This is a genomic window from Nocardiopsis sp. NPDC006832, from assembly GCF_040635885.1.
Classification (GTDB): domain Bacteria; phylum Actinomycetota; class Actinomycetes; order Streptosporangiales; family Streptosporangiaceae; genus Nocardiopsis.
The window spans coordinates 50,522-67,289 of the sequence record NZ_JBEYLC010000036.1 but is presented as its reverse complement, the minus strand read 5'-3'; the positions used below and the strand labels follow the sequence as shown (position 1 = coordinate 67,289).

The 16,768-nt window shown below is 69.3% G+C and carries 17 protein-coding genes and 1 pseudogene; 4 read left to right on the top strand and 14 right to left on the bottom strand.

Going from position 1 to position 16,768, the window contains the following annotated elements; all coding sequences use genetic code 11:
* From ABZ717_RS17925 to ABZ717_RS17910, 4 genes and pseudogenes are all read right to left on the bottom strand, one after another.
* Positions 1 to 377 (bottom strand): biotin carboxylase N-terminal domain-containing protein (locus tag ABZ717_RS17925; protein ID WP_358511555.1); only part of this gene is annotated, 377 nt, incomplete at its 3' end.
* A 297-nt stretch (positions 378 to 674) separates the two neighbouring features.
* Positions 675 to 836: pseudogene (locus ABZ717_RS17920) on the bottom strand (SAM-dependent methyltransferase); the annotation flags it as partial.
* Between the two features lie 27 nt (positions 837 to 863).
* Entirely contained in the window at positions 864 to 1,808 is a 945-nt protein-coding gene (locus ABZ717_RS17915) for an alpha/beta hydrolase (RefSeq protein WP_358511546.1), read from the bottom strand.
* A 17-nt stretch (positions 1,809 to 1,825) separates the two neighbouring features.
* Positions 1,826 to 2,422: a TetR family transcriptional regulator gene (locus tag ABZ717_RS17910; RefSeq protein ID WP_358511552.1), complete on the bottom strand. Its 597-nt coding sequence runs from the start codon at positions 2,420 to 2,422 to the stop codon at positions 1,826 to 1,828.
* A gap of 207 nt (positions 2,423 to 2,629) precedes the next feature.
* On the opposite strand from ABZ717_RS17910, the gene ABZ717_RS17905 reads away from it, so the two are divergent.
* On the top strand, positions 2,630 to 3,388 hold the full coding sequence (locus ABZ717_RS17905) for an SDR family NAD(P)-dependent oxidoreductase (RefSeq protein ID WP_358511543.1): 759 nt from the start codon (positions 2,630 to 2,632) through the stop codon (positions 3,386 to 3,388).
* A gap of 6 nt (positions 3,389 to 3,394) precedes the next feature.
* Here the strand turns inward: ABZ717_RS17905 and ABZ717_RS17900 are convergent, their stop codons facing one another.
* The 3 genes from ABZ717_RS17900 to ABZ717_RS17890 all read right to left on the bottom strand — a co-directional run bounded on the left by ABZ717_RS17900 (position 3,395) and on the right by ABZ717_RS17890 (position 7,097).
* A complete protein-coding gene (locus ABZ717_RS17900; protein WP_358511539.1) occupies positions 3,395 to 4,126 on the bottom strand; it encodes a PEP-utilizing enzyme in 732 nt (243 codons plus the stop codon).
* Positions 4,057 to 5,886 carry a PEP/pyruvate-binding domain-containing protein gene (locus tag ABZ717_RS17895; protein WP_358511536.1) on the bottom strand — a complete coding sequence of 610 codons (1,830 nt, stop codon included), beginning with the start codon at positions 5,884 to 5,886 and terminating at the stop codon, positions 4,057 to 4,059. The genes ABZ717_RS17900 and ABZ717_RS17895 overlap by 70 nt, the downstream gene beginning before the upstream one ends.
* A 107-nt stretch (positions 5,887 to 5,993) precedes the next feature.
* Positions 5,994 to 7,097 carry an NADH:flavin oxidoreductase/NADH oxidase gene (locus tag ABZ717_RS17890; RefSeq protein WP_358511533.1) on the bottom strand — a complete coding sequence of 368 codons (1,104 nt, stop codon included), beginning with the start codon at positions 7,095 to 7,097 and terminating at the stop codon, positions 5,994 to 5,996.
* Between the two features lie 132 nt (positions 7,098 to 7,229).
* On the opposite strand from ABZ717_RS17890, the gene ABZ717_RS17885 reads away from it, so the two are divergent.
* Positions 7,230 to 7,598 (top strand): helix-turn-helix transcriptional regulator, encoded by a 369-nt coding sequence (locus ABZ717_RS17885; protein ID WP_358511530.1) that lies wholly within the window; start codon positions 7,230 to 7,232, stop codon positions 7,596 to 7,598.
* 9 nt (positions 7,599 to 7,607) lie between these two features.
* On the opposite strand, the gene ABZ717_RS17880 is transcribed toward ABZ717_RS17885, so the two are convergent.
* The 7 genes from ABZ717_RS17880 to ABZ717_RS17850 all read right to left on the bottom strand — a co-directional run bounded on the left by ABZ717_RS17880 (position 7,608) and on the right by ABZ717_RS17850 (position 15,326).
* Positions 7,608 to 9,413: an IucA/IucC family siderophore biosynthesis protein gene (locus tag ABZ717_RS17880; protein WP_358511527.1), complete on the bottom strand. Its 1,806-nt coding sequence runs from the start codon at positions 9,411 to 9,413 to the stop codon at positions 7,608 to 7,610.
* Positions 9,410 to 9,976, bottom strand: coding sequence for a GNAT family N-acetyltransferase (locus ABZ717_RS17875; RefSeq protein WP_358511524.1), 567 nt, complete (start codon positions 9,974 to 9,976; stop codon positions 9,410 to 9,412). Before ABZ717_RS17875 ends, ABZ717_RS17880 begins: the two co-directional genes overlap by 4 nt.
* Positions 9,973 to 11,340 (bottom strand): SidA/IucD/PvdA family monooxygenase, encoded by a 1,368-nt coding sequence (locus tag ABZ717_RS17870; RefSeq protein WP_358511521.1) that lies wholly within the window; start codon positions 11,338 to 11,340, stop codon positions 9,973 to 9,975. The genes ABZ717_RS17875 and ABZ717_RS17870 overlap by 4 nt, the downstream gene beginning before the upstream one ends.
* On the bottom strand, positions 11,337 to 12,851 hold the full coding sequence (locus tag ABZ717_RS17865; RefSeq protein WP_358511519.1) for an aspartate aminotransferase family protein: 1,515 nt from the start codon (positions 12,849 to 12,851) through the stop codon (positions 11,337 to 11,339). The genes ABZ717_RS17870 and ABZ717_RS17865 overlap by 4 nt, the downstream gene beginning before the upstream one ends.
* A gap of 290 nt (positions 12,852 to 13,141) precedes the next feature.
* Complete coding sequence (locus ABZ717_RS17860) at positions 13,142 to 14,056, bottom strand: universal stress protein (RefSeq protein WP_358511516.1); 915 nt, start codon at positions 14,054 to 14,056, stop codon at positions 13,142 to 13,144.
* 148 nt (positions 14,057 to 14,204) lie between these two features.
* Positions 14,205 to 14,627, bottom strand: a complete 423-nt coding sequence (locus ABZ717_RS17855) for a hypothetical protein (RefSeq protein WP_358511513.1) — start codon at positions 14,625 to 14,627, stop codon at positions 14,205 to 14,207.
* Positions 14,628 to 14,759: 132 nt separating this feature from the next.
* On the bottom strand, positions 14,760 to 15,326 hold the full coding sequence (locus ABZ717_RS17850) for an ATP-binding protein (protein ID WP_358511510.1): 567 nt from the start codon (positions 15,324 to 15,326) through the stop codon (positions 14,760 to 14,762).
* 236 nt (positions 15,327 to 15,562) lie between these two features.
* On the opposite strand from ABZ717_RS17850, the gene ABZ717_RS17845 reads away from it, so the two are divergent.
* Positions 15,563 to 16,417, top strand: a complete 855-nt coding sequence (locus ABZ717_RS17845; RefSeq protein ID WP_358511507.1) for a helix-turn-helix transcriptional regulator — start codon at positions 15,563 to 15,565, stop codon at positions 16,415 to 16,417.
* Between the two features lie 5 nt (positions 16,418 to 16,422).
* Positions 16,423 to 16,725 carry a DUF397 domain-containing protein gene (locus ABZ717_RS17840; RefSeq protein WP_358511504.1) on the top strand — a complete coding sequence of 101 codons (303 nt, stop codon included), beginning with the start codon at positions 16,423 to 16,425 and terminating at the stop codon, positions 16,723 to 16,725.
* Positions 16,726 to 16,768 lie beyond the last annotated feature (43 nt).

Sequence of the window (16,768 nt, the reverse complement as noted above, 5' to 3'; positions counted from 1 at the left end):
CGCTTGGCCGCCGCGATCGCGCTGGCCTTGTTGCCGGTCAGGTCCAGGACCTCGGCGGGCGGCCCGACGAAGGTGATGCCCGCGTCCGCGCAGGCCCGGGCCAGGTCCGGGTTCTCCGACAGGAACCCGTAACCGGGGTAGACGGCGTCCGCGTCGGCCTCCACGGCCGCCCGTACGATCTCCTCGATCGACAGGTAGGCGCGCACCGGGTGGCCCTGTTCCCCGATCTGGTAGGCCTCGTCGGCCTTGAGCCGGTGCAGGGAGTGGCGGTCCTCATGGGGGAAGACCGCCACGGTCCTCGCTCCGACCTCGTGCCCGGCGCGCATCGCACGGATCGCGATCTCTCCGCGGTTGGCGACCAGTATCTTTCGGAACATGCCCGATGCCTCCTGAACTCGTGCGGCGCTGCCCTGTCCGGCCTCGTCGCCGGTGGCCCGGCGGGTGCGAGCACTCACCGGGACCACCGGAACCCTAACGATCCGGACCTGCCCCGTTTTCACCTGGGGTCTCTTTGTCCGGCGACTTTTTCGAGGAATTCCCGGGAAGGTTTTCGCTAATGTGAAGAGTTCGGTTTTTTTCGGGATGAATCGTGTGCCGGACCACATCCGGGCCCACCGACTCAGCGGTTCACCGGATGGTCGATCCAGGAGGGCACGTGGTCGAACCGGTCCGGGTCAGGGTTTGCGGGCGACGGCGCCGAACTCGTCCACGTCCCGGGGCTCGCCCACGTCGGTGGGGCTCGGGCGCCATCGCGTGATCGGCACCATCCCCGGTTCCACCAGGTCCAGTCCGTCGAAGAACCGGGCGACCTCGTCCGGGGCGCGCAGCGTCATGGTGACCTCTCGTCGTCGTGCGCCGACAGACTAGGGGAACCGCTCCGTGAAGGCCGCGCGCAGGGCCTCGGTCTGGGTACGCCTGAACTCGCGCACCACCTCCGTCCGCGAGAAGAGCGCGTCGAACCCGTGGAAGGCGCCCGGAACGACCGTGAGCACGCAGGGCACCCCGGCCTCGCGCAGTCGCTCGGAGTAGGCCACGTCCTCGTCGTGGAACAGGTCCAGCGTGCCCACCCCGATCCACGCCGGGGGCAGCCCGGACAGGTCCTCGCTCCGGGCCGGCGCGGCGTAGGGGGAGACACCCGCGCCGCCCGGGAACCGGTTCAGGTAGGCCCGCCAGGCGAACCGGTTGTCGGCCACCGACCACATACGGGTCGAAAGCGTGTCCAGGTCGGAGCGCAGGGTGGTGCGGTCGTCCAGCATCGGGTAGACGAGCAGCTGGAACAGAGGGTCGATCGGGCCACCTCGGTCACGGCACAGCAGGGCCAGGGCCGCGGTGATGCCGCCGCCCGCGCTGGCCCCGCCGATCGCGATCCGGGCGGGGTCCACGCCCAACCGGTCGGCGTCGGCCACCATCCAGGACAGGGCGGCGTAGACGTCCTCGACCGGGGCGGGATGTGTGCTCTGGGGTGCCTTGCGGTAGCGCGGGGCGACCACGGTGATCCCGAGGTCGAGCGCGAACCCGATGCTGCGGTTCTCGTCCTGGACGGGGCTGCCGAACAGGTACCCGCCGCCGTGGGACCACAGCAGCGCGGGGGCCGGCCCTTGGAGTGAGCGGGGTCGGTAGAGGCGCACGGAGACCGGCGGTGCGCCCTCCGGGCCGGGGACGGTGTGCTCCTCGATCAGGACGTCGTCTGGAGCGCGGGGCGGGCGCATGCGTTCGCTGGCCCGTTGGACCATGCGCGCCGTGCGCGTACCGATCGGGAAGGGCGGAAGGAAGCGCGCGTGGGCCAGGTCGGGGTGGAAGGGGGACATCGTTTCCTCGGTGGTGGTCAGCGGGTGATCGGTCCCAGTCCGTCGTCGACCACGTCCAGGGCCGCGCGGATCAGGTCCGCCATGTCCTCGCCCTGGTCGCCGTCGCCGGTGCGGTCGGCGAACCGTTCCGCGGCCACCCGCAGCGCCACGTTGATGGTGGCGGCTCGGACCCGGACGGAGAGCGTGCCGGGTGTCAGGCCCGCGCGGTCGGCGATGGCCTCGGCGAAGACCTCCTCGGCGGAGTGGTGCACGTCCAGCCACACCGCTCGGAGGCCGGGTTCGGTGCGGGTCATGCGGATGAGGTCGATCATCGACGCCATCGATGGTGTCTCGGCGTCCTCGGCCAGGGCGCCGGACCGCTCCAGGTGTTCGGTCAGGGACAGCTCCGGGGGCCAGGTTCGCAGCCGCTCCGTCATGAGGTCGAGGCCACCGGTGAGCAGCGGGCGCACGCAGCTCTCCTTGCTCGGGAAGTAGCGCCACAGGGTGCGGGTGGAGATGCCGAGCTCGTGTGCGATGTCGTCGCCGGTGGTCGCGGAGACGCCCTTGGCGGTGAACAGTTCCACGGCCGCGCGGGCGATCTGGGTGCGCATGATGTGTTTGCGCCGGTCGCTCATGGGCGGGCGACCCCGGCCCATGGCCTCCGGGGAGGGCGTCTCGGTGCGCGGCAAGGGCACCTCCTCGGTCTGTTCCCTCAGGCCGCCCACTCTATCGAGACGGGTGGCACTCGAAGTATATTTGTCGCTGAGTGACAAAAAGTCCTAAAGTGACAATATCGCAGGCCATCGGAGCCGGCACCCCGCACGAGAAAGAGGGAAACCCCCATGACGGGTCTGGACGGAAAGAACGCCATCGTCACCGGAGGCGGCTCCGGCATCGGCCGCGCCACCGCGCTGCAGCTGGCCGAGGCCGGTGCCCGGGTCCTGGTCGCCGACCTCAACGCCGACGGAACCCGCGAGACCGTCGAGCAGGTCCGCGCCGCCGGTGGAACCGCCGAGAGCGTCGTCGGAGACCTCGGCGACCCGAAGGTGGTGGCGGAGGTCGTGGCCACCGCCCTCGACCGCCTCGGCGGGATCGACGTCCTGGTCAACAACGCGGGCATCATGGACGACATGTCCGCCACCGCCGACGTCTCCGACCAGGTGTGGGAGCGGGTCATCCGGGTCAACGTCACCGCGCCCTTCCTACTCACCCGCGCGGTCCTGCCGCACATGACCGAGAAGCAGAAGGGTTCCATCGTCTTCACCGCATCCGAGGCCGCCCTGCGCGGTGGCGCCTCGGGCACCGCCTACACCGCCTCTAAGCACGCGGTCGTGGGCCTGGTGAAGTCCACCGCGATCATGTACCGGGACCAGGGCGTTCGGGTCAACGCGGTCGCCCCGGGCGGCGTCGCCACCGGGATCAGCGTCCACGCCGACTCAGAGGCCATGGGCCCGAACGTCCTGGGCCGCTACATGGGCAACATGGGCCCGATCGCCGAGTCCGGACAACTCGCCTCGGCCATCGTCTTCCTGGCCTCCGACGCGGCGAGCAACGTCAACGGCGTGATCCTGCCGGTCGACGGCGGCTGGTCCGCCGTCTGACCGTCTCTATCCGTCGTCCTTAGGGGCGTGCTCCAGGACGGTGACGGTGCCCTCCACGCCGTCGACCCGCAGCAGGTCGCCGGTGCGGATGACGGTGGTGGCGTCCAGGACGCAGATCACCGCCGGGATCCCGAACTCGCGGGCCACCGTCGGACCATGGGCGATCGCCGAACCCGTGTCGCTGACCAGACCGGCCGCGGTCATGAACAACGGGGTCCAACCCGGGTCGGTGGTGGGCGCGACCAGGATCTCTCCGGGCTCCACACGGGCATCCGCCGGATCCAGCACGACCCGGGCCCGCCCCTCGGCCCGTCCCGGGGCGGCGGGCACCCCCGGGAACCCGCCCTCCACCATGGGTGGGCGCGGCAGGGTCGTGGTCACGTCGGTCCCGTCGGTCAGGAGGGTCGCCGGAACCGAACGTCTGCGCAGTTCGCGTCGGTGGAAACGGCGTCGTTCGACCACCGTCCCCCGATGGTCGACACCCTCGCGCGCGGCCGTCCGGAGTTCGTCCGGCTCCAGGAAGAAGAGGTCCTCGGACCGATCCAACAGCCCGCGCGAGGTCAGCTCCGCACCGGCCATCGACAGCTGACGCCGCATCTCGGCGAACGGCACCAACCACGCGAACTTGGCGTACTCCCGCATGCCCGCCAACTCGCGTGAGCGCCGCATCAGGAACGCCGCGAGCAGCCCGCGTACCGGGCGAACCCGCACGGCCCGCCGCTGCAGTTCCGCCAGCATGGACTCCGCGGCGGTCGCGGCCCGGGCGTGGCGCCGGTCCGGGCGTGGCGCCGGTCCGGGGCCTGCTCCCCACCCGGTGAACGCAGGTGTTCGGCGATGACGACGAACACCTGGGTGGGGTCCTCGCGCCAACGTGGCACCCCGATGTCCACCTCGGCCGCCGTGCGGTGCCCGTAACGGTCCAGGAACTCCGCCATCCCCACGTCCGGAAGCTCCCCGCGCAGGTACCGTTCGGCCAGTTCCCCCGGTGGGGTGGCGGTGAACAGGTCGTGGTGCGCGCGGGCCCGTTCGGCCATCCGCCACAGCTCCAGGTTCATTCGCGTGGTGACGTTGTGCGGTGCTCCACCGAGGACGGTGTCGGTCTCCTCCCTCGACGCGACCCCGCGTAGCAGGGCGGCCGGGGCCATGATGGTCAGCAGCCCCGCCCCCACCGGCCCGATCACCTCCACCAGGTCCGGGCCGAGCAACGCGTCGAAGGCGTCATCCAGGACCCACTCCACCCGTGCGGCGGCGTCGGCCTCGGCCCCCGGTCCACGCAGGGAACGCCACCGGTCCACGGCCTCGTACGCCCGGGCCCGGGCGGCGGGCGGGTCGATCAGGGCACGGCCCATCCCGAGCACGATCGGGGGAAGCAGGGCGACGGCCATCGCGAGCACGGTGCCCACGGGGAACGACGCCCCAGGACGTGGCGCGAACCGGGGGTCGTCGTACAGGTGCTCCACCGCCGCGCGTACTCGGGGCCCGTACACCTCCATGCTCCGCGCCAACCCGGAACGCGACCATGGGTCGCGCAGCGGCGAGGTGATGTCCACGTAGAGTCGCCGACCGATGCCGACCATGAACGGTGTCGACCCCGCAGTCTCGCCGGGCGCCCCGAACGCCCGCCACCCGTGGGTCCACATGTCTTCGAGCAGGGAGAGCCCCATGGGTGTGAACGGGCGCAGCATGCCCTGCATGTTCCCGACCTCCATGTACAGCCGGGGTGGGTCGGGCACGTCCTGTGGCGGCAACGGGAAGAGGGTGGTGACGGGGCGGGACTGCAACAGCCACAGCCCACCGTCGCGGTCGTGCGCCCACTCCACGTCCTGGGGCGAGCGGAAGAGCCGTTGTAGCCGCCGCCCCGCCGACGCCAGCGCGCGCACCCGGTCCTCGGACAGGCATCCGCCCCGACCCTCGACGATCCGGTCCTCGTCGAGGACGTAGTGGTCCGGTTCGGCCGTGCCGTCCACGACACCCGTCCCGAGCCCGGGTACAGCGTCCACCACGGTGCGCGACCGCGACCCGGTGATCGGGTCGGCGGTGAACATGACCCCGGCGGTCGCGGCGTCCACCATCGACTGCACCACCACCGCGATGCGCGTGTCGGACCCGTCGACCTCGTTCGCCTCCCGGTAGGCGACGGCGCGCGCGTTCTCCAGGGAGTCCCGGCAACGGCGGACCGCGTCCACGACCGCGTCGGTGCCGTCGACGTCGAGGTAGGTGTCCTGCTGCCCGGCGAAACTCGCCTCGGGCAGGTCTTCGGCCGTGGCACTGGATCGCACCGCCACGGGTCCGCCGCCCAGTCGCCGGTAGGCCTCGGCGATCTCCCGGGCGGGTACGTCACCGGAGGACAGGGCCGTGGTGGTCACGCAGAACCCCGGTGGTACCCGCTCCCCGGCGGCGATCATCTCCCCGAGGCCGGCGGCCTTGCCGCCCACCAAGGCGCCCATGTCCCGCCGCACCTCGTCGAGGCCGATCACGGTCGCGTCCCGTTCCCGCATGATCACTCCCCCTCGTGCCGCGCCTTCGTGGAGAGTGTTCCCGGAGCATGACCCCTTGCACCTGTGTCAAGGTCCACCACGTCCGGGAGCGATGGGACCGGTAGGGCTCAGCGGCGACCGACCGCGTAGCCGTACTGCACCGGCCACTCCGGACGAACGTCCAGCTCGCGTGCGGCGCGGCGCGCCCAGTACGGGTCCCGCAGCAGCTCTCGGCCGAGCAAGGTGGCGTCGGCGGCACCGGAGGCGATGATCCGCTCCGCCTGGTCGGGCTCGGTGATGAGCCCGACCGCGCCCGTGGGCAGACCGGTCTCCTCGCGCACCCGCGTGGCGTAGGGCACCTGGTAGTCGGGGCCGGCCGGGATCCGCGCGTCGTGCACCATGCCGCCGGTGGACACGTCCAACAGGTCCACCCCGCGGGCCTGGAGTTCCTTGGCCAGGAGCACGGTGTCGGCCCCGGTCCAGCCGGTACGCGTGTCCTCGGGGTTCTCCTCGATCCAGTCGGTGGCCGAGACTCGGAAGAACACCGGCAGATCCTCGGGCCACACCGCGCGCACGGCCTCGACCACGCGCAGCGGGAAGCGCATCCGACCGGCGAGATCGCCGCCATAGGAGTCGGTGCGCCGGTTGCCCGCCGGGGACAGGAACGAGTTGAGCAGGTACCCGTGGGCGCCGTGGACCTCCACGACCTGGAAGCCGGCGGCGAGGGCGCGTTCGGCGGAGGCCGCGAAGTCGGCCACCAACTCGTCGATCTCGGCGACGGTGAGCTCGTGCGGCGTCGGCAGACCCTCGAACGCCCAGGCGCTGGGCGCCACCGTCTCCCAACCGCCCTCGGCCTCGGTCAGGCCGCGACCGCCCAGCCACGCCCGGTCGGTGGCGGCCTTGCGGCCGGCGTGGGCGAGCTGGATGGCGGGGACGGCACCGTGGGAACGGATGGCGGCGGTGACGCGGGCGAAGGCCTCCTGCTGCCGGTCGTTCCACAGTCCCAGGTCCCAGGGACTGATCCGGCCGTCGGCGCGTACCCCGGTGGCCTCGGCCATCACCAGCCCGGCGCCCCCGGCCGCCCGGGAGGCCAGGTGGGTGAGGTGGAAGTCGGTGGGCGCGCCGGTGTCGGGCCCCTCCGCGGCGGCGGAGTACATGCACATCGGGGCCATCCACACACGGTTGGGGATGGTGAGCGAACGCAGGGTCAGCGGGGTGAACAACGAGCTCACGAAAGGTTCCTTCGGATCGACTTGGGCCACGGAGATCACGGCGGCCAAAGTACGATAACCATCGTAGTACGAGGATTGTCAAACTATGAGGACCCTCGTACTTTGAGGGAAGGAACCACGGGAGGTCGAAGCATGTCCGAGTCCGCATCCCCCACCGTGTCCGGGCGTCGGTTGGAGCACCCCGAGACCGCACGGCTCCGCTTGGAGACCGTGCTCGGCGCCCTCGCCGACCCGGTCCGGCTGAGCATCGTGTGCGCGCTGGCCGACGGGCACGAGGACATGGCCTGCGTCGCCTTCGACCTGCCGGTGAGCAAGTCGACCTCCACCCACCACTTCCGCGTGCTGCGCGAGGCCGGGATCATCCGCCAGTACTACGTGGGCACCGCCCGCAAGAGCGCCCTGCGCACCGACGACCTTCAGGAACGCTTTCCCGGTCTGCTCCCCTCGGTCCTGAACGCCGAGCGGGACCGTCGGGAGGAACACCCCGACGATCCCGCCTGAGCCCCGGAACTACCCCGGGACGGTCGCCGGTCGGTAAGCCGCGATCGGATTCTCCAAGGTCCCGACCAGCCGCAACGCCCCCGACGGGTCCTCCAGGTCCACCATCTGCCGGTTGTCGCGCAGCTGGAGCCGGTTCAGGCACGACAGCGCGAACCGGTCGGTGAACAGGTCGTAGCGCTCGAACCGCTCCGCCAGGTGCGGCACCGACGCCTGGTAGTCGGCCGCGCACTCGGCCACCGTCCGCCAGAAGTCGTCCTCGGTCAGCACGCCCCGGTCGGCGAGGATCCCGTTGAGGAACCGCAGGAAGCAGTCGAAGACGTCGGTGAACAGGGACAGCAACCGCATGTCCTCGGGCACTTCGGCCCGGATCCGCTCCACCTCGCCGGGTAGCTCGACCTCGGCGTCCATCACCGCGATCTCCTCGGCGATGTCCTTCATCAGCACCCGCTCCGGCACTCCGTCGCGCAGCACCAGGATGACGTTCTCGCCGTGCGGCATGAACACCAGGTCGTGCGCGTAGAACGAGTGCAGCAGCGGCACCAGGTACGCGTCCAGGTAGCGGCGCAACCACTCCGTGGGCGCCAGCCCGGACTCGGCGATGAGCGCCTCCGCGAACGAACCTCCCTCGGCGTCGGTGTGCAGCAACGACGCCATGGTCGCCGGGCGCTCACCCGCGCGCAGCCTGGGCACGGGGCTCTCCCGCCACAGCCCGGCGATCATCTTCCGGTAGGGCGAACGCTTCGGGGCGGCTTCGGCGTAGTGCGTGGCGCGGTAGCCCACCGCGGCCCGCTCGCGCAGCACCTCCATCCCGGTGCCGCCGAGCACCTGGTCGCCCTCGATGAGGTCGACCAACCAGTCGTTGATGGCGGGGGTGGCCTCCATGTACTCCGCGGACAGCCCGCGCAGGAATCCCATGTTCAGCACCGACAGCGCCGTCTTGACGTAGTGCCGTTCCGGGTGCGAGGTGTTGAAGAAGGTGCGGATGGACTGCTGCGCCCGGTACTCGTCCGGTCCGTGCCCCAGGCACACCAGGTCGCGGCGGGCCACGTCGGCGGCGAAGGTGACGGCGAGCCGGTTCCACCACTGCCACGGGTGCACCGGCACGAGGTGGTAGTCGGCCGGGTCCAGCCCCAGGTCGACCAGCTGCTCCTCGAAGGCCTCGAACAGGTCCGGGCCCAGCTCGGAACGTAGGAAGGTGTCGGGGTCGGTGTCCGCCGAGTGGGAGAAGGTGGTGCGCGAACGTCGCGCCGCCACCCACACCAGTCGCACCGGCTCACCGGCTTCGGGTGCGTAGGCCCGGTACTCGGCGGCGTCGAACCCGAGCCGCCCGTTGTTGGCCACGAAGCAGGGGTGCCCCTCGGTCATCCCGGTCTCGATGTCCTGGAAGCCGGACCGCGCCAGTTCGGCGGCGGTGGGCTGCCCCTTCGTGATCCGGAACGCGCTGCTCGCCAGGGTGCTGGAGACCTCCTCCAGGTAGACCGGCAGGACCTCCTCGCTCAGCCCGAGCGTCTCGCGCAGGTCCATGACCAGGTCCAACGCGTCGATCTCGGTGATCTCGCCCTCGGGGGAGCGGCGCACGACGCTGTCGGCGTCGATCCGCCAGTGCTCCAGCGTCATGACCCGGGCGGTGAAACGGTACTCGGCACCGTTGTCCGCGAGGACCTTGTAGGCGTTCTCCCCCTCGGGTTCGGGGACGAGCAGCCGTTCGTGGGTGAACTCGGCCAGGGCCTTGCGCACCAGCAGCCGATTGGCGCGGGCCCACGGTTCGGGGGCCAGGTGGTCGACGATCGCGCGCGGGTCGTGGTCGATGGTCATCGGGCGACTCCTCTCGTGGCCGTTCGGAAGTCCTCGCGGGTGCAGGTGCTCAGGTGGGCGTCCTTGTCGCTCTCGGCGAGGTGGACGGTGGACTCGATCCGGAAGCCCACCGCCTCGTTGAGCCTGTGCACGGCGTGGTTGCGCACGTCGGGTTCGACGACGACGCGTTCGGTGGCGGGATCGGCGAAGGCCAGCTCCATCACCGTGGTGATCACGGCGAGGGTGAACCCGCGCACCGGGGCGTCGGTGGGAGCCACCAGGAAGTGCATCCCCACATCGCCCGGGAGCGTGTCGTGGTGCGGGGCGAGCTCGCCGTGCGCGGGGGAGTAGAGCTCGGCGAGGAAACACGGCCGACCCTCCCACGAGCCGATGTAGGCGTTCTCGTGCTCGGACTCGTGCACCGACCGGAAGTAACGGGCGGTGTCGTCCTTCGAGAAGTCGGTCATCAGCCAGAACGCCGACTTGGGATGGGTCAGCCATCCGTGGAGGAGATCGATGTCGGCCTCGGGATCCACGGGGGCGACCCGGAAGGCCCCCAAACCGGTGGAAAAGGTGCGACTCATCGCCCGCTCGCCTCCAAGTCGGCCTCGACGGGTGCCCCGAACTCCTGGAAGGCGATGGAGCGTTCCACCGCGTAGGGTTCGCGGCCCAGCAGCGCCCGCAGGATGTAGGAGTTGCGGTAGGCGCCCATGCCCAGGTCCGGGGAGACGAAGCCGTGCGTGTGCAGTTCCGCGTTCTGCACGAACACCGCGCCCGCCGGCGCCGGAACCCCGACGCCTCCGTGGCCGTTGGCGTCGTGCGCGGCCCGGTCGACGCGGTAGTCGCGCCGTACCCGGAAGCGGTCCTCGTCCTCCCAGGCCAAACGGTCGGAGATCGCTTCCAGGAACGCCGGGGCCCGGTACCGGTAGCCGGTGGCCAGGACCAGCCCCTGGGTGTCCAGGGCGAAGTCGCGTTCCTGGTCGGAGTTGCGCAGCTCCAAGCGGTACCCGGCCGCCGTCTCGTCCCGGGTCACACCGATGACCTCGGTGTTGGTCATCAGCCGCACCGGCAGTGGTCCGAGTCGGCTCTTGGCGTACATCAGGTCGTAGATCGCGTTGATGACGTCGGTGTCGATGCCCTTGTACAGGTTCTTCTGCGAGGCGACCAGGCGGTCCCGGGTCGCACCGGGCAGCGCGAAGAAGTGGTCGGCGTACTCCGGGGAGGTCATCTCCAGGGTGAGCTTGGTGTACTCCAGCGGGAAGAACCGCGGCGACCGGGTCACCCAGTTCAGTTCGTAGCCGTGGGTGTCCACGTCCTGGAGCAGGTCGTGGAAGATCTCCGCGGCGCTCTGCCCGCTGCCCACCACCGTGACGCCGCGCTTGCCCTGGAGGCCTTCCTTGGCGAAGAGGTAGTCGCCGCTGTGCACCACGTCCCCGGGCAGGTCCCGGCAGGAAGCGGGAACGTAGGGCGGGGTGCCGGTGCCCAGCACCAGCCGCCGGGCCCGGAACAGCCCACTCTCACCGGAGGCCGTGTCGGTGCTGTGCAGCAGGTAGACGCCCTGTTCGCCGTCGTACTCGACCCCGTCCACCCGCTGCCCGAAGCGGACCGTCTCGCCCAGCTTCGCGGCGGCCCACCGGCAGTAGTCGTTGTACTCGGCGCGCAGCGGATAGAAGCGCTCGCGGATGTAGAACGGGTAGAGCCGCCCGGTCTCCTTCAGGTAGTTGAGGAAGGAGTACGGGGAGGTGGGATCGGCCAGGGTGACCAGGTCCGACATGAACGGCGTCTGGAGTTCGGCGTCCTCCAACAGCATGCCGCTGTGCCAGTCGAACTCCGGCTTCTGGTCCAGGAAGATCCCGTCGAGTTCGGTGATCGGCTCGCTCAGGCAGGCCAGCCCCAGGTTGAACGGACCGATGCCGATGGCGGCGAAGTCGTGGATGCGGGTGCTCAAGGGGTCCCCCCGGTCTGGGCGACGTAGCGTTCGGCGTGCGCGGCGAGCAGGTCCAGGACCTCGGCGATGTCCTGGCGGGTGCTGCGCGGGTTGAGCAGTGTGAGCTTCAGGTACGGGCGCTCGTCCACGGTCGTGCGTGCCACCACGGCCAGGCCCGAGGCCAGCAGGGCCTCACGCGCGTACCGGTTGGCGCCGTCGGCGACCTCCGGGGAGACCCCCGGCAGCGCGCAACGGAACACCAGGGTGCTGAGGGTGGGCCGGGTGACCACGGTGAAGCGCGGATCGGCGTCCAGGAGCGCCCACCCCTCCACGGCCAGGCCCAGCACCTGGTCGAAGAGTTCGCCCACCCCGTCGGCGCCCATGATCCGCAGGGTCAGCCAGAGTTTGAGCGCGTCGAAGCGGCGCGTGGTCTGCAGGCTCTTGTCGACCTGGTTGGGGGAGAGCAGTGGGGTGCTGCCGTCGGAGCGGGAGTTCAGGTAGTCGGCGTGGTAGGTGACGTGACCCAGGGAGCGGGAGTCGCGCACCAGCACGGCGCTGGAACTGACCGGCTGGAAGTAGGACTTGTGGAAGTCCACGGTGACCGAGTCGGCGTGTTCGATGCCGGTGAGCAGGTGGCGGTGGCGCGAGACCAGCAGCCCGCACCCGTAGGCGGCGTCCACGTGCATCCACAGGCCGTGGCGGGCGCACTGGTCGGAGATCTGCGGGAGCGGGTCGATGCTGCCGAAGTCGGTGGTGCCTGCGGTGGCCACGACCGCGATGGGCAGCAGGCCCTCGCTGCGGCAGCGGCGCAGTTCGGCGGCGAGCGCGTCCGGTCGCATGCGACGGCGGTCGTCGCAGGCCACGGAGATGACGGACTCGTAGCCCATACCCAACAGCGCGGCCGACTTCGCGACGCTGAAGTGGCCGACCCGTGAGGTCAGCACCCGCATGCGCGGAAGCAGGTCGGCCAGGCGGCCTCCCTCGCGCCGGTGAGTCTCGTCGCGGGCCATCGACAGGGCCTGAAGGTTGGACTGGCTGCCGCCGCTGGTGAAGACGCCGTCGGCCCGGTCGCCGAGGCCGATGCGGTCGGTGGTCCAGCGGATCAAACGCTGTTCGATGAGGGTGCCGCCCGCGCTCTGGTCCCAGGTGTCCAGGGAGGAGTTGATCGCCGAGAGCACGGATTCGCCGAGCAGGGCGGGCAGGACCACCGGGCAGTTGAGGTGCCCCATGTAGCGGGGGTGGTGGAAGTAGACGGCGTCGTCGAGGTAGAGCCGTTCCAACTCGTCCAGGGCGGCGGAGGGGTCGCGCAGAGGACGTTCGAGGTCGACGGACTCGACCCCGGGACGCAGGTCCTCGGCGGTGGCCCCGGTGCAGGGGCGGTCGACACGGGCGATGCGGTCGGCGATCCGGCCGACGGCGTCGTCGGTGAGGTCGCGGTAGCGGCCGGCGCTGTACGCGTCGAACAGCTGGTCCCTGTGGTCGGGGGCCAAAGACCCGGGCGGATCCTCAAGGGACCTCGCGGGAGAGCTCATGGATCGTCCTCCTGAAGGCGGGCACGCCGAAGAAGCCCGTGGCACGGACTCGGTACGGGGGATCGGGCAGGTCGGCCTGGGGATAGCCAACTCAGGGGAGGCTAACCTAAGTTGGAAACCGGCGCACTGTGATGAGTATTACGAAAAGAGATGTTTCAGCTACCGATAGTCACATTCTTCGAGGTGATCCGGCCCTTGGGAATCCTCGCGTCGGTACCCACCGCACGGAAAACGGGCGAGGCGGCCGGCCTCCCGTGGAGTACCGACCGCCCGTGGTTCCGCTTTTGGGATCAGTGCTTGCGGATCGCCCGCGGCAACACCGTGACCGGAACGGTCGCCCGGTGCAGCACGCCCTGACTCACCGAACCCAGCAGCAGCCCTCGCACGCTGCCCCTACCTCGGGAGCCCACCACGATCATGTCCGCCGTCGCACCGGTGTCCACCAGCGCGTCGGCCGGGTCGGTGTCCAACCGCACGACCGAGACCCCCACGTGCCGGGTCTCCTCGTCCTGGACCAAGGCGAGCATGTCCGAGACCATCTCCTGCGACCGCTGGTCCAGCAGGTCGTTCGGCGGCGACCAACCGCTCTGGGCCAGTTCCTCGGAATCGAACGGCAACGGCATCCGCCAGCCGTGCACCACGACCACCGAACCGCCCTCGGCCCGGGCCGCCTCGCGCAGCGCGAAGTCCAGCGCGCCACGGGAGTAGTCGGAACCGTCCACGCCCACCACGATCCGGCGCGGGGCCGTGACCACGGAGGCCTCGCTTTCGGGCACCACGACCACCGGGCACTCGGCGCGCGCGGCCAACCGGACGCTCACCGACGACTCCAGGGCCGAACGCGCGGCGCCCAGACCCCGTGAACCCGTCACCAGTAGGTCCTTGGGCCCGGTGCGCCTCAACAGGGCCTTCGCCGGGTCCTCCAAGGCCAGGGCGGTCTCCACCGGAAGATCCGGTTCGAGTTCACGCACGTGGGCCTCGGCGCGGCTCAGAACCCGCTGCCCCTGCTCGGTGATCTCCTCGTTCGGCGGGAACCGGGTGGGCCCGGCGTACACCGACATCACCAACGGCATGGCCAGGGCGTGGACCACGTGCAGAGGCCACCCGCGATGCGCGGCCTCGGACGCGGCCCAGCCCAAGGCCCTCTCGGCCGTCGCCGACCCGTCGACACCCACGGCCACCTTCGGCGTTCCGTTCTCGGCCATCCGTGTTCCTCCCCCTCAACGGCGGTTTCCTTCGAGAGTGCCTCATGGGACCCCGCCGCGCCTCTCCAAGGTGGGTGTGGCGCGCGAATCGGGAGGAAGGGCCCAGGTGCGAAGTGCCGCACGACCCACCGGCATCAGGCCTTCCGACTCAGATCAGCACCGGGTTCAGGTTCGGGTTCGTCGGATTCAGGTACGGCCTCAGGAACGGGGTCGGTTCGGGGTGCGGTTCCGGTTCGGGTTCGGGGGTCAGGAGGTGGGTGAGGGTCGCGGCGTCGGGCACTTCGGCCAGGCCGGTGGAGGAGGCCACCCAGAACGAACCGGTCTTCTCCCCGTACCAGACGATCAGGTGTCGGTTGCGGGCCTGGACGGAGGCCGCGAAGGCGTGTTCGTCGCGGTACTCGGCCTTGTGACCTCCCAGGATGGGCAGCTCCTCGGCGCGGATCCGGCGGCAGGAGGGGTGGGCGCAGGTGGGGCAGACCGGGCCGATGAGCGGACCGCGCCGGGGCAGCCCCGGGCGGGTGCGGTAGAGCGGGTCACTGGAGGGGCGGGGTGCGGGGATAGGATGCGTCACTGATCCTGCTTTCTAAGCATGTGCAAGTGTGTGGATTTTGGGATCTGAGGGCCCGGAAGGCGTTGGCGCGCTTTCTGGGCCCGTTTCGCGTCTATGGCGCGATGTACTGCTGTGCTTGCTGGGGTGGGTGGGTCACAGCAGGCTGTTCCAGCTGCTGCCGGACAGGTCGTAGGCGAGGAAGAACCAGACCTGTCGGGTGCCGGTGAACCCGTTGTCGCCCCAGTTGGTGGCCAGGGAGTCGATCATCGCCAGTCCGCGCCCGGATTCGGCGTCGCCGGTCAGGCGTGAGGCGTGGGTGGTCAGGTGCTCGAACCGGTTCGGCTGATCCTTCTGGTCGGTGTGCTTGCTTCCTTGGTCGCGGCAGGTCAGGCGTAGTCCGTTGTCTCGGCGTTCGCACTTGAGGGTGTAGTGGCCGTAGGGCTGCCCGGAGCGGGTGTGGGTCAGCGCGTTGTTGGCGAGCTCTGAGCCGAGCAGGGTGAACAGGTAGCGGTAGTCGGTGCCGCGCTCGGCTGCGCAGGTGTCCAGGAAGGCGCGGACCAGCGGCATGTACTGGACCGAGCGGCCGAAGGTGTAGCAGCGGGACTTGAAGAAGCGGATGTCGTCGGGGCCGGTGAAGTAGTGCCGCTGGAACGGCGGGACGAGTTCGCCGAGCGGGAGGGTGACGTCGGGCAGATCGGCCAAAGGTGCGTTTACGGGCATGGCGAATAGAACTCCTGTCACAAAGGTGAGGGAAATGGACAATTCGACGCACCCGCTAGGCCAACGACCTTCACGATTTCCCGGAGGAGGGAAAGGGGCACGGCATAATCTGAGCGACTGCGACTCTCTGTGAGACTCCAGTCACCGACCTCGTGTCCATATTGATCTAGGAATCCTCAACTGTCAATGCTAAACTTAGGATTCCTCAATCTGTTCGTCTCCGTTAGGCTCACCGCATGCCCACGCCCTACAGCCCCAGTATTCGACGGCGCCGCCTGTCCTCCGAGCTCAGACGCCTGCGCTCTGAGGCGGGGCTGACTCTGAATGAGGCCGCAAAACAGACAGAATTGAGCAAATCGAACCTGGGCAAGATGGAGCAGGCCGAATCAAAGAGTGTTCCGACCAATGCCTTGGATAAGCTCCTCGACCTCTATGGGGTGAATGACCCCTCAACCAGGGAAGCGATGCACTCGCTCGCGCGCGACGCGAAGCAACGCGGTTGGTGGTCTCGCTACAAGGACGTACTCCCTCAAATGCTTCCCGACTTCGAAGCCGAAGCATGCGCGTTTCGGACTTATCACGCACAAGTTGTTCCAGGGATGCTGCAAACTCCTGCATACGCCGACGCCGTGTTTCGCGCCAACAAGGTTCGGAACGACGGCGAGATCGCTCAGCGAGTCGCTGCGCGGGTTGCCCGGCAAGGCATCCTGAACGAAGTGAACCCACCGAGCTACCAGGCCATCATCGATGAAGCCGCTCTACAGCGCATGGTCGGGTCAGAGGAGGTGATGCGGGAACAGTTGCAGCACCTGATCAACATGGCGTCACGTCACAACGTGGACATCTTCGTTCTCCCGTTCGCGGCAGGAGCACATCCTGCTACTGAGGGGACCTTCATCGTCATGGACTTCCCAGACATTCGAGATTCGAGCATTGCGTACCTAGAGAACCCGGCGACTAGCCTGTACCTCGAAGAGTGCGATCAGATCAGGATGTTCAACGACATGTTCGGAAACGCGCAGGGGTGTTCGCTCACGCCAGCGCAGTCTCTGTCCTTCATCGAACGCATCCTCGACGAGCTAGAAGAGTGAGAGCAGTGACTGAGCTGGCGTGGCGTAAGAGCAGCTACAGCGGTGTTAACGGCGAGTGTGTGGAGGTCGCCCACTTCCCCAGCTTCCACAAGAGCAGCTACAGCGGTGTCAACGGCAACTGTGTCGAGGTTGCACACATCCCCACCGACTTCCGGAAGAGCAGTCACAGTGGCGTCAATAACGACTGTGTCGAGGTCGCCGAACTCCCCTGTGGTGCGGCCCTCCGGGACTCCAAGCACCCCACCGACGGACACATCCCCTTCCCCTCCTCCGAGTGGGACGCCTTCCTCGCCATCACCCGAGCCTGACCCCTCCTCCACGACCAAGACCCTGATCAGACCCCGAACGAAC

Coding starts and splice junctions, on each gene's coding strand:
- ABZ717_RS17850 (WP_358511510.1), bottom strand. CDS start 15,326: ATGCCCGTAAACGCACCTTTGGCCGATCTGCCCGACGTCACCCTCCCG.
- ABZ717_RS17905 (WP_358511543.1), top strand. CDS start 2,630: ATGACGGGTCTGGACGGAAAGAACGCCATCGTCACCGGAGGCGGCTCC.
- ABZ717_RS17895 (WP_358511536.1), bottom strand. CDS start 5,886: ATGCGGGAACGGGACGCGACCGTGATCGGCCTCGACGAGGTGCGGCGG.
- ABZ717_RS17910 (WP_358511552.1), bottom strand. CDS start 2,422: ATGAGCGACCGGCGCAAACACATCATGCGCACCCAGATCGCCCGCGCG.
- ABZ717_RS17900 (WP_358511539.1), bottom strand. CDS start 4,126: ATGCTGGCGGAACTGCAGCGGCGGGCCGTGCGGGTTCGCCCGGTACGC.
- ABZ717_RS17860 (WP_358511516.1), bottom strand. CDS start 14,056: ATGGCCGAGAACGGAACGCCGAAGGTGGCCGTGGGTGTCGACGGGTCG.
- ABZ717_RS17875 (WP_358511524.1), bottom strand. CDS start 9,976: ATGAGTCGCACCTTTTCCACCGGTTTGGGGGCCTTCCGGGTCGCCCCC.
- ABZ717_RS17880 (WP_358511527.1), bottom strand. CDS start 9,413: ATGACCATCGACCACGACCCGCGCGCGATCGTCGACCACCTGGCCCCC.
- ABZ717_RS17845 (WP_358511507.1), top strand. CDS start 15,563: ATGCCCACGCCCTACAGCCCCAGTATTCGACGGCGCCGCCTGTCCTCC.
- ABZ717_RS17885 (WP_358511530.1), top strand. CDS start 7,230: ATGTCCGAGTCCGCATCCCCCACCGTGTCCGGGCGTCGGTTGGAGCAC.
- ABZ717_RS17865 (WP_358511519.1), bottom strand. CDS start 12,851: ATGAGCTCTCCCGCGAGGTCCCTTGAGGATCCGCCCGGGTCTTTGGCC.
- ABZ717_RS17915 (WP_358511546.1), bottom strand. CDS start 1,808: ATGTCCCCCTTCCACCCCGACCTGGCCCACGCGCGCTTCCTTCCGCCC.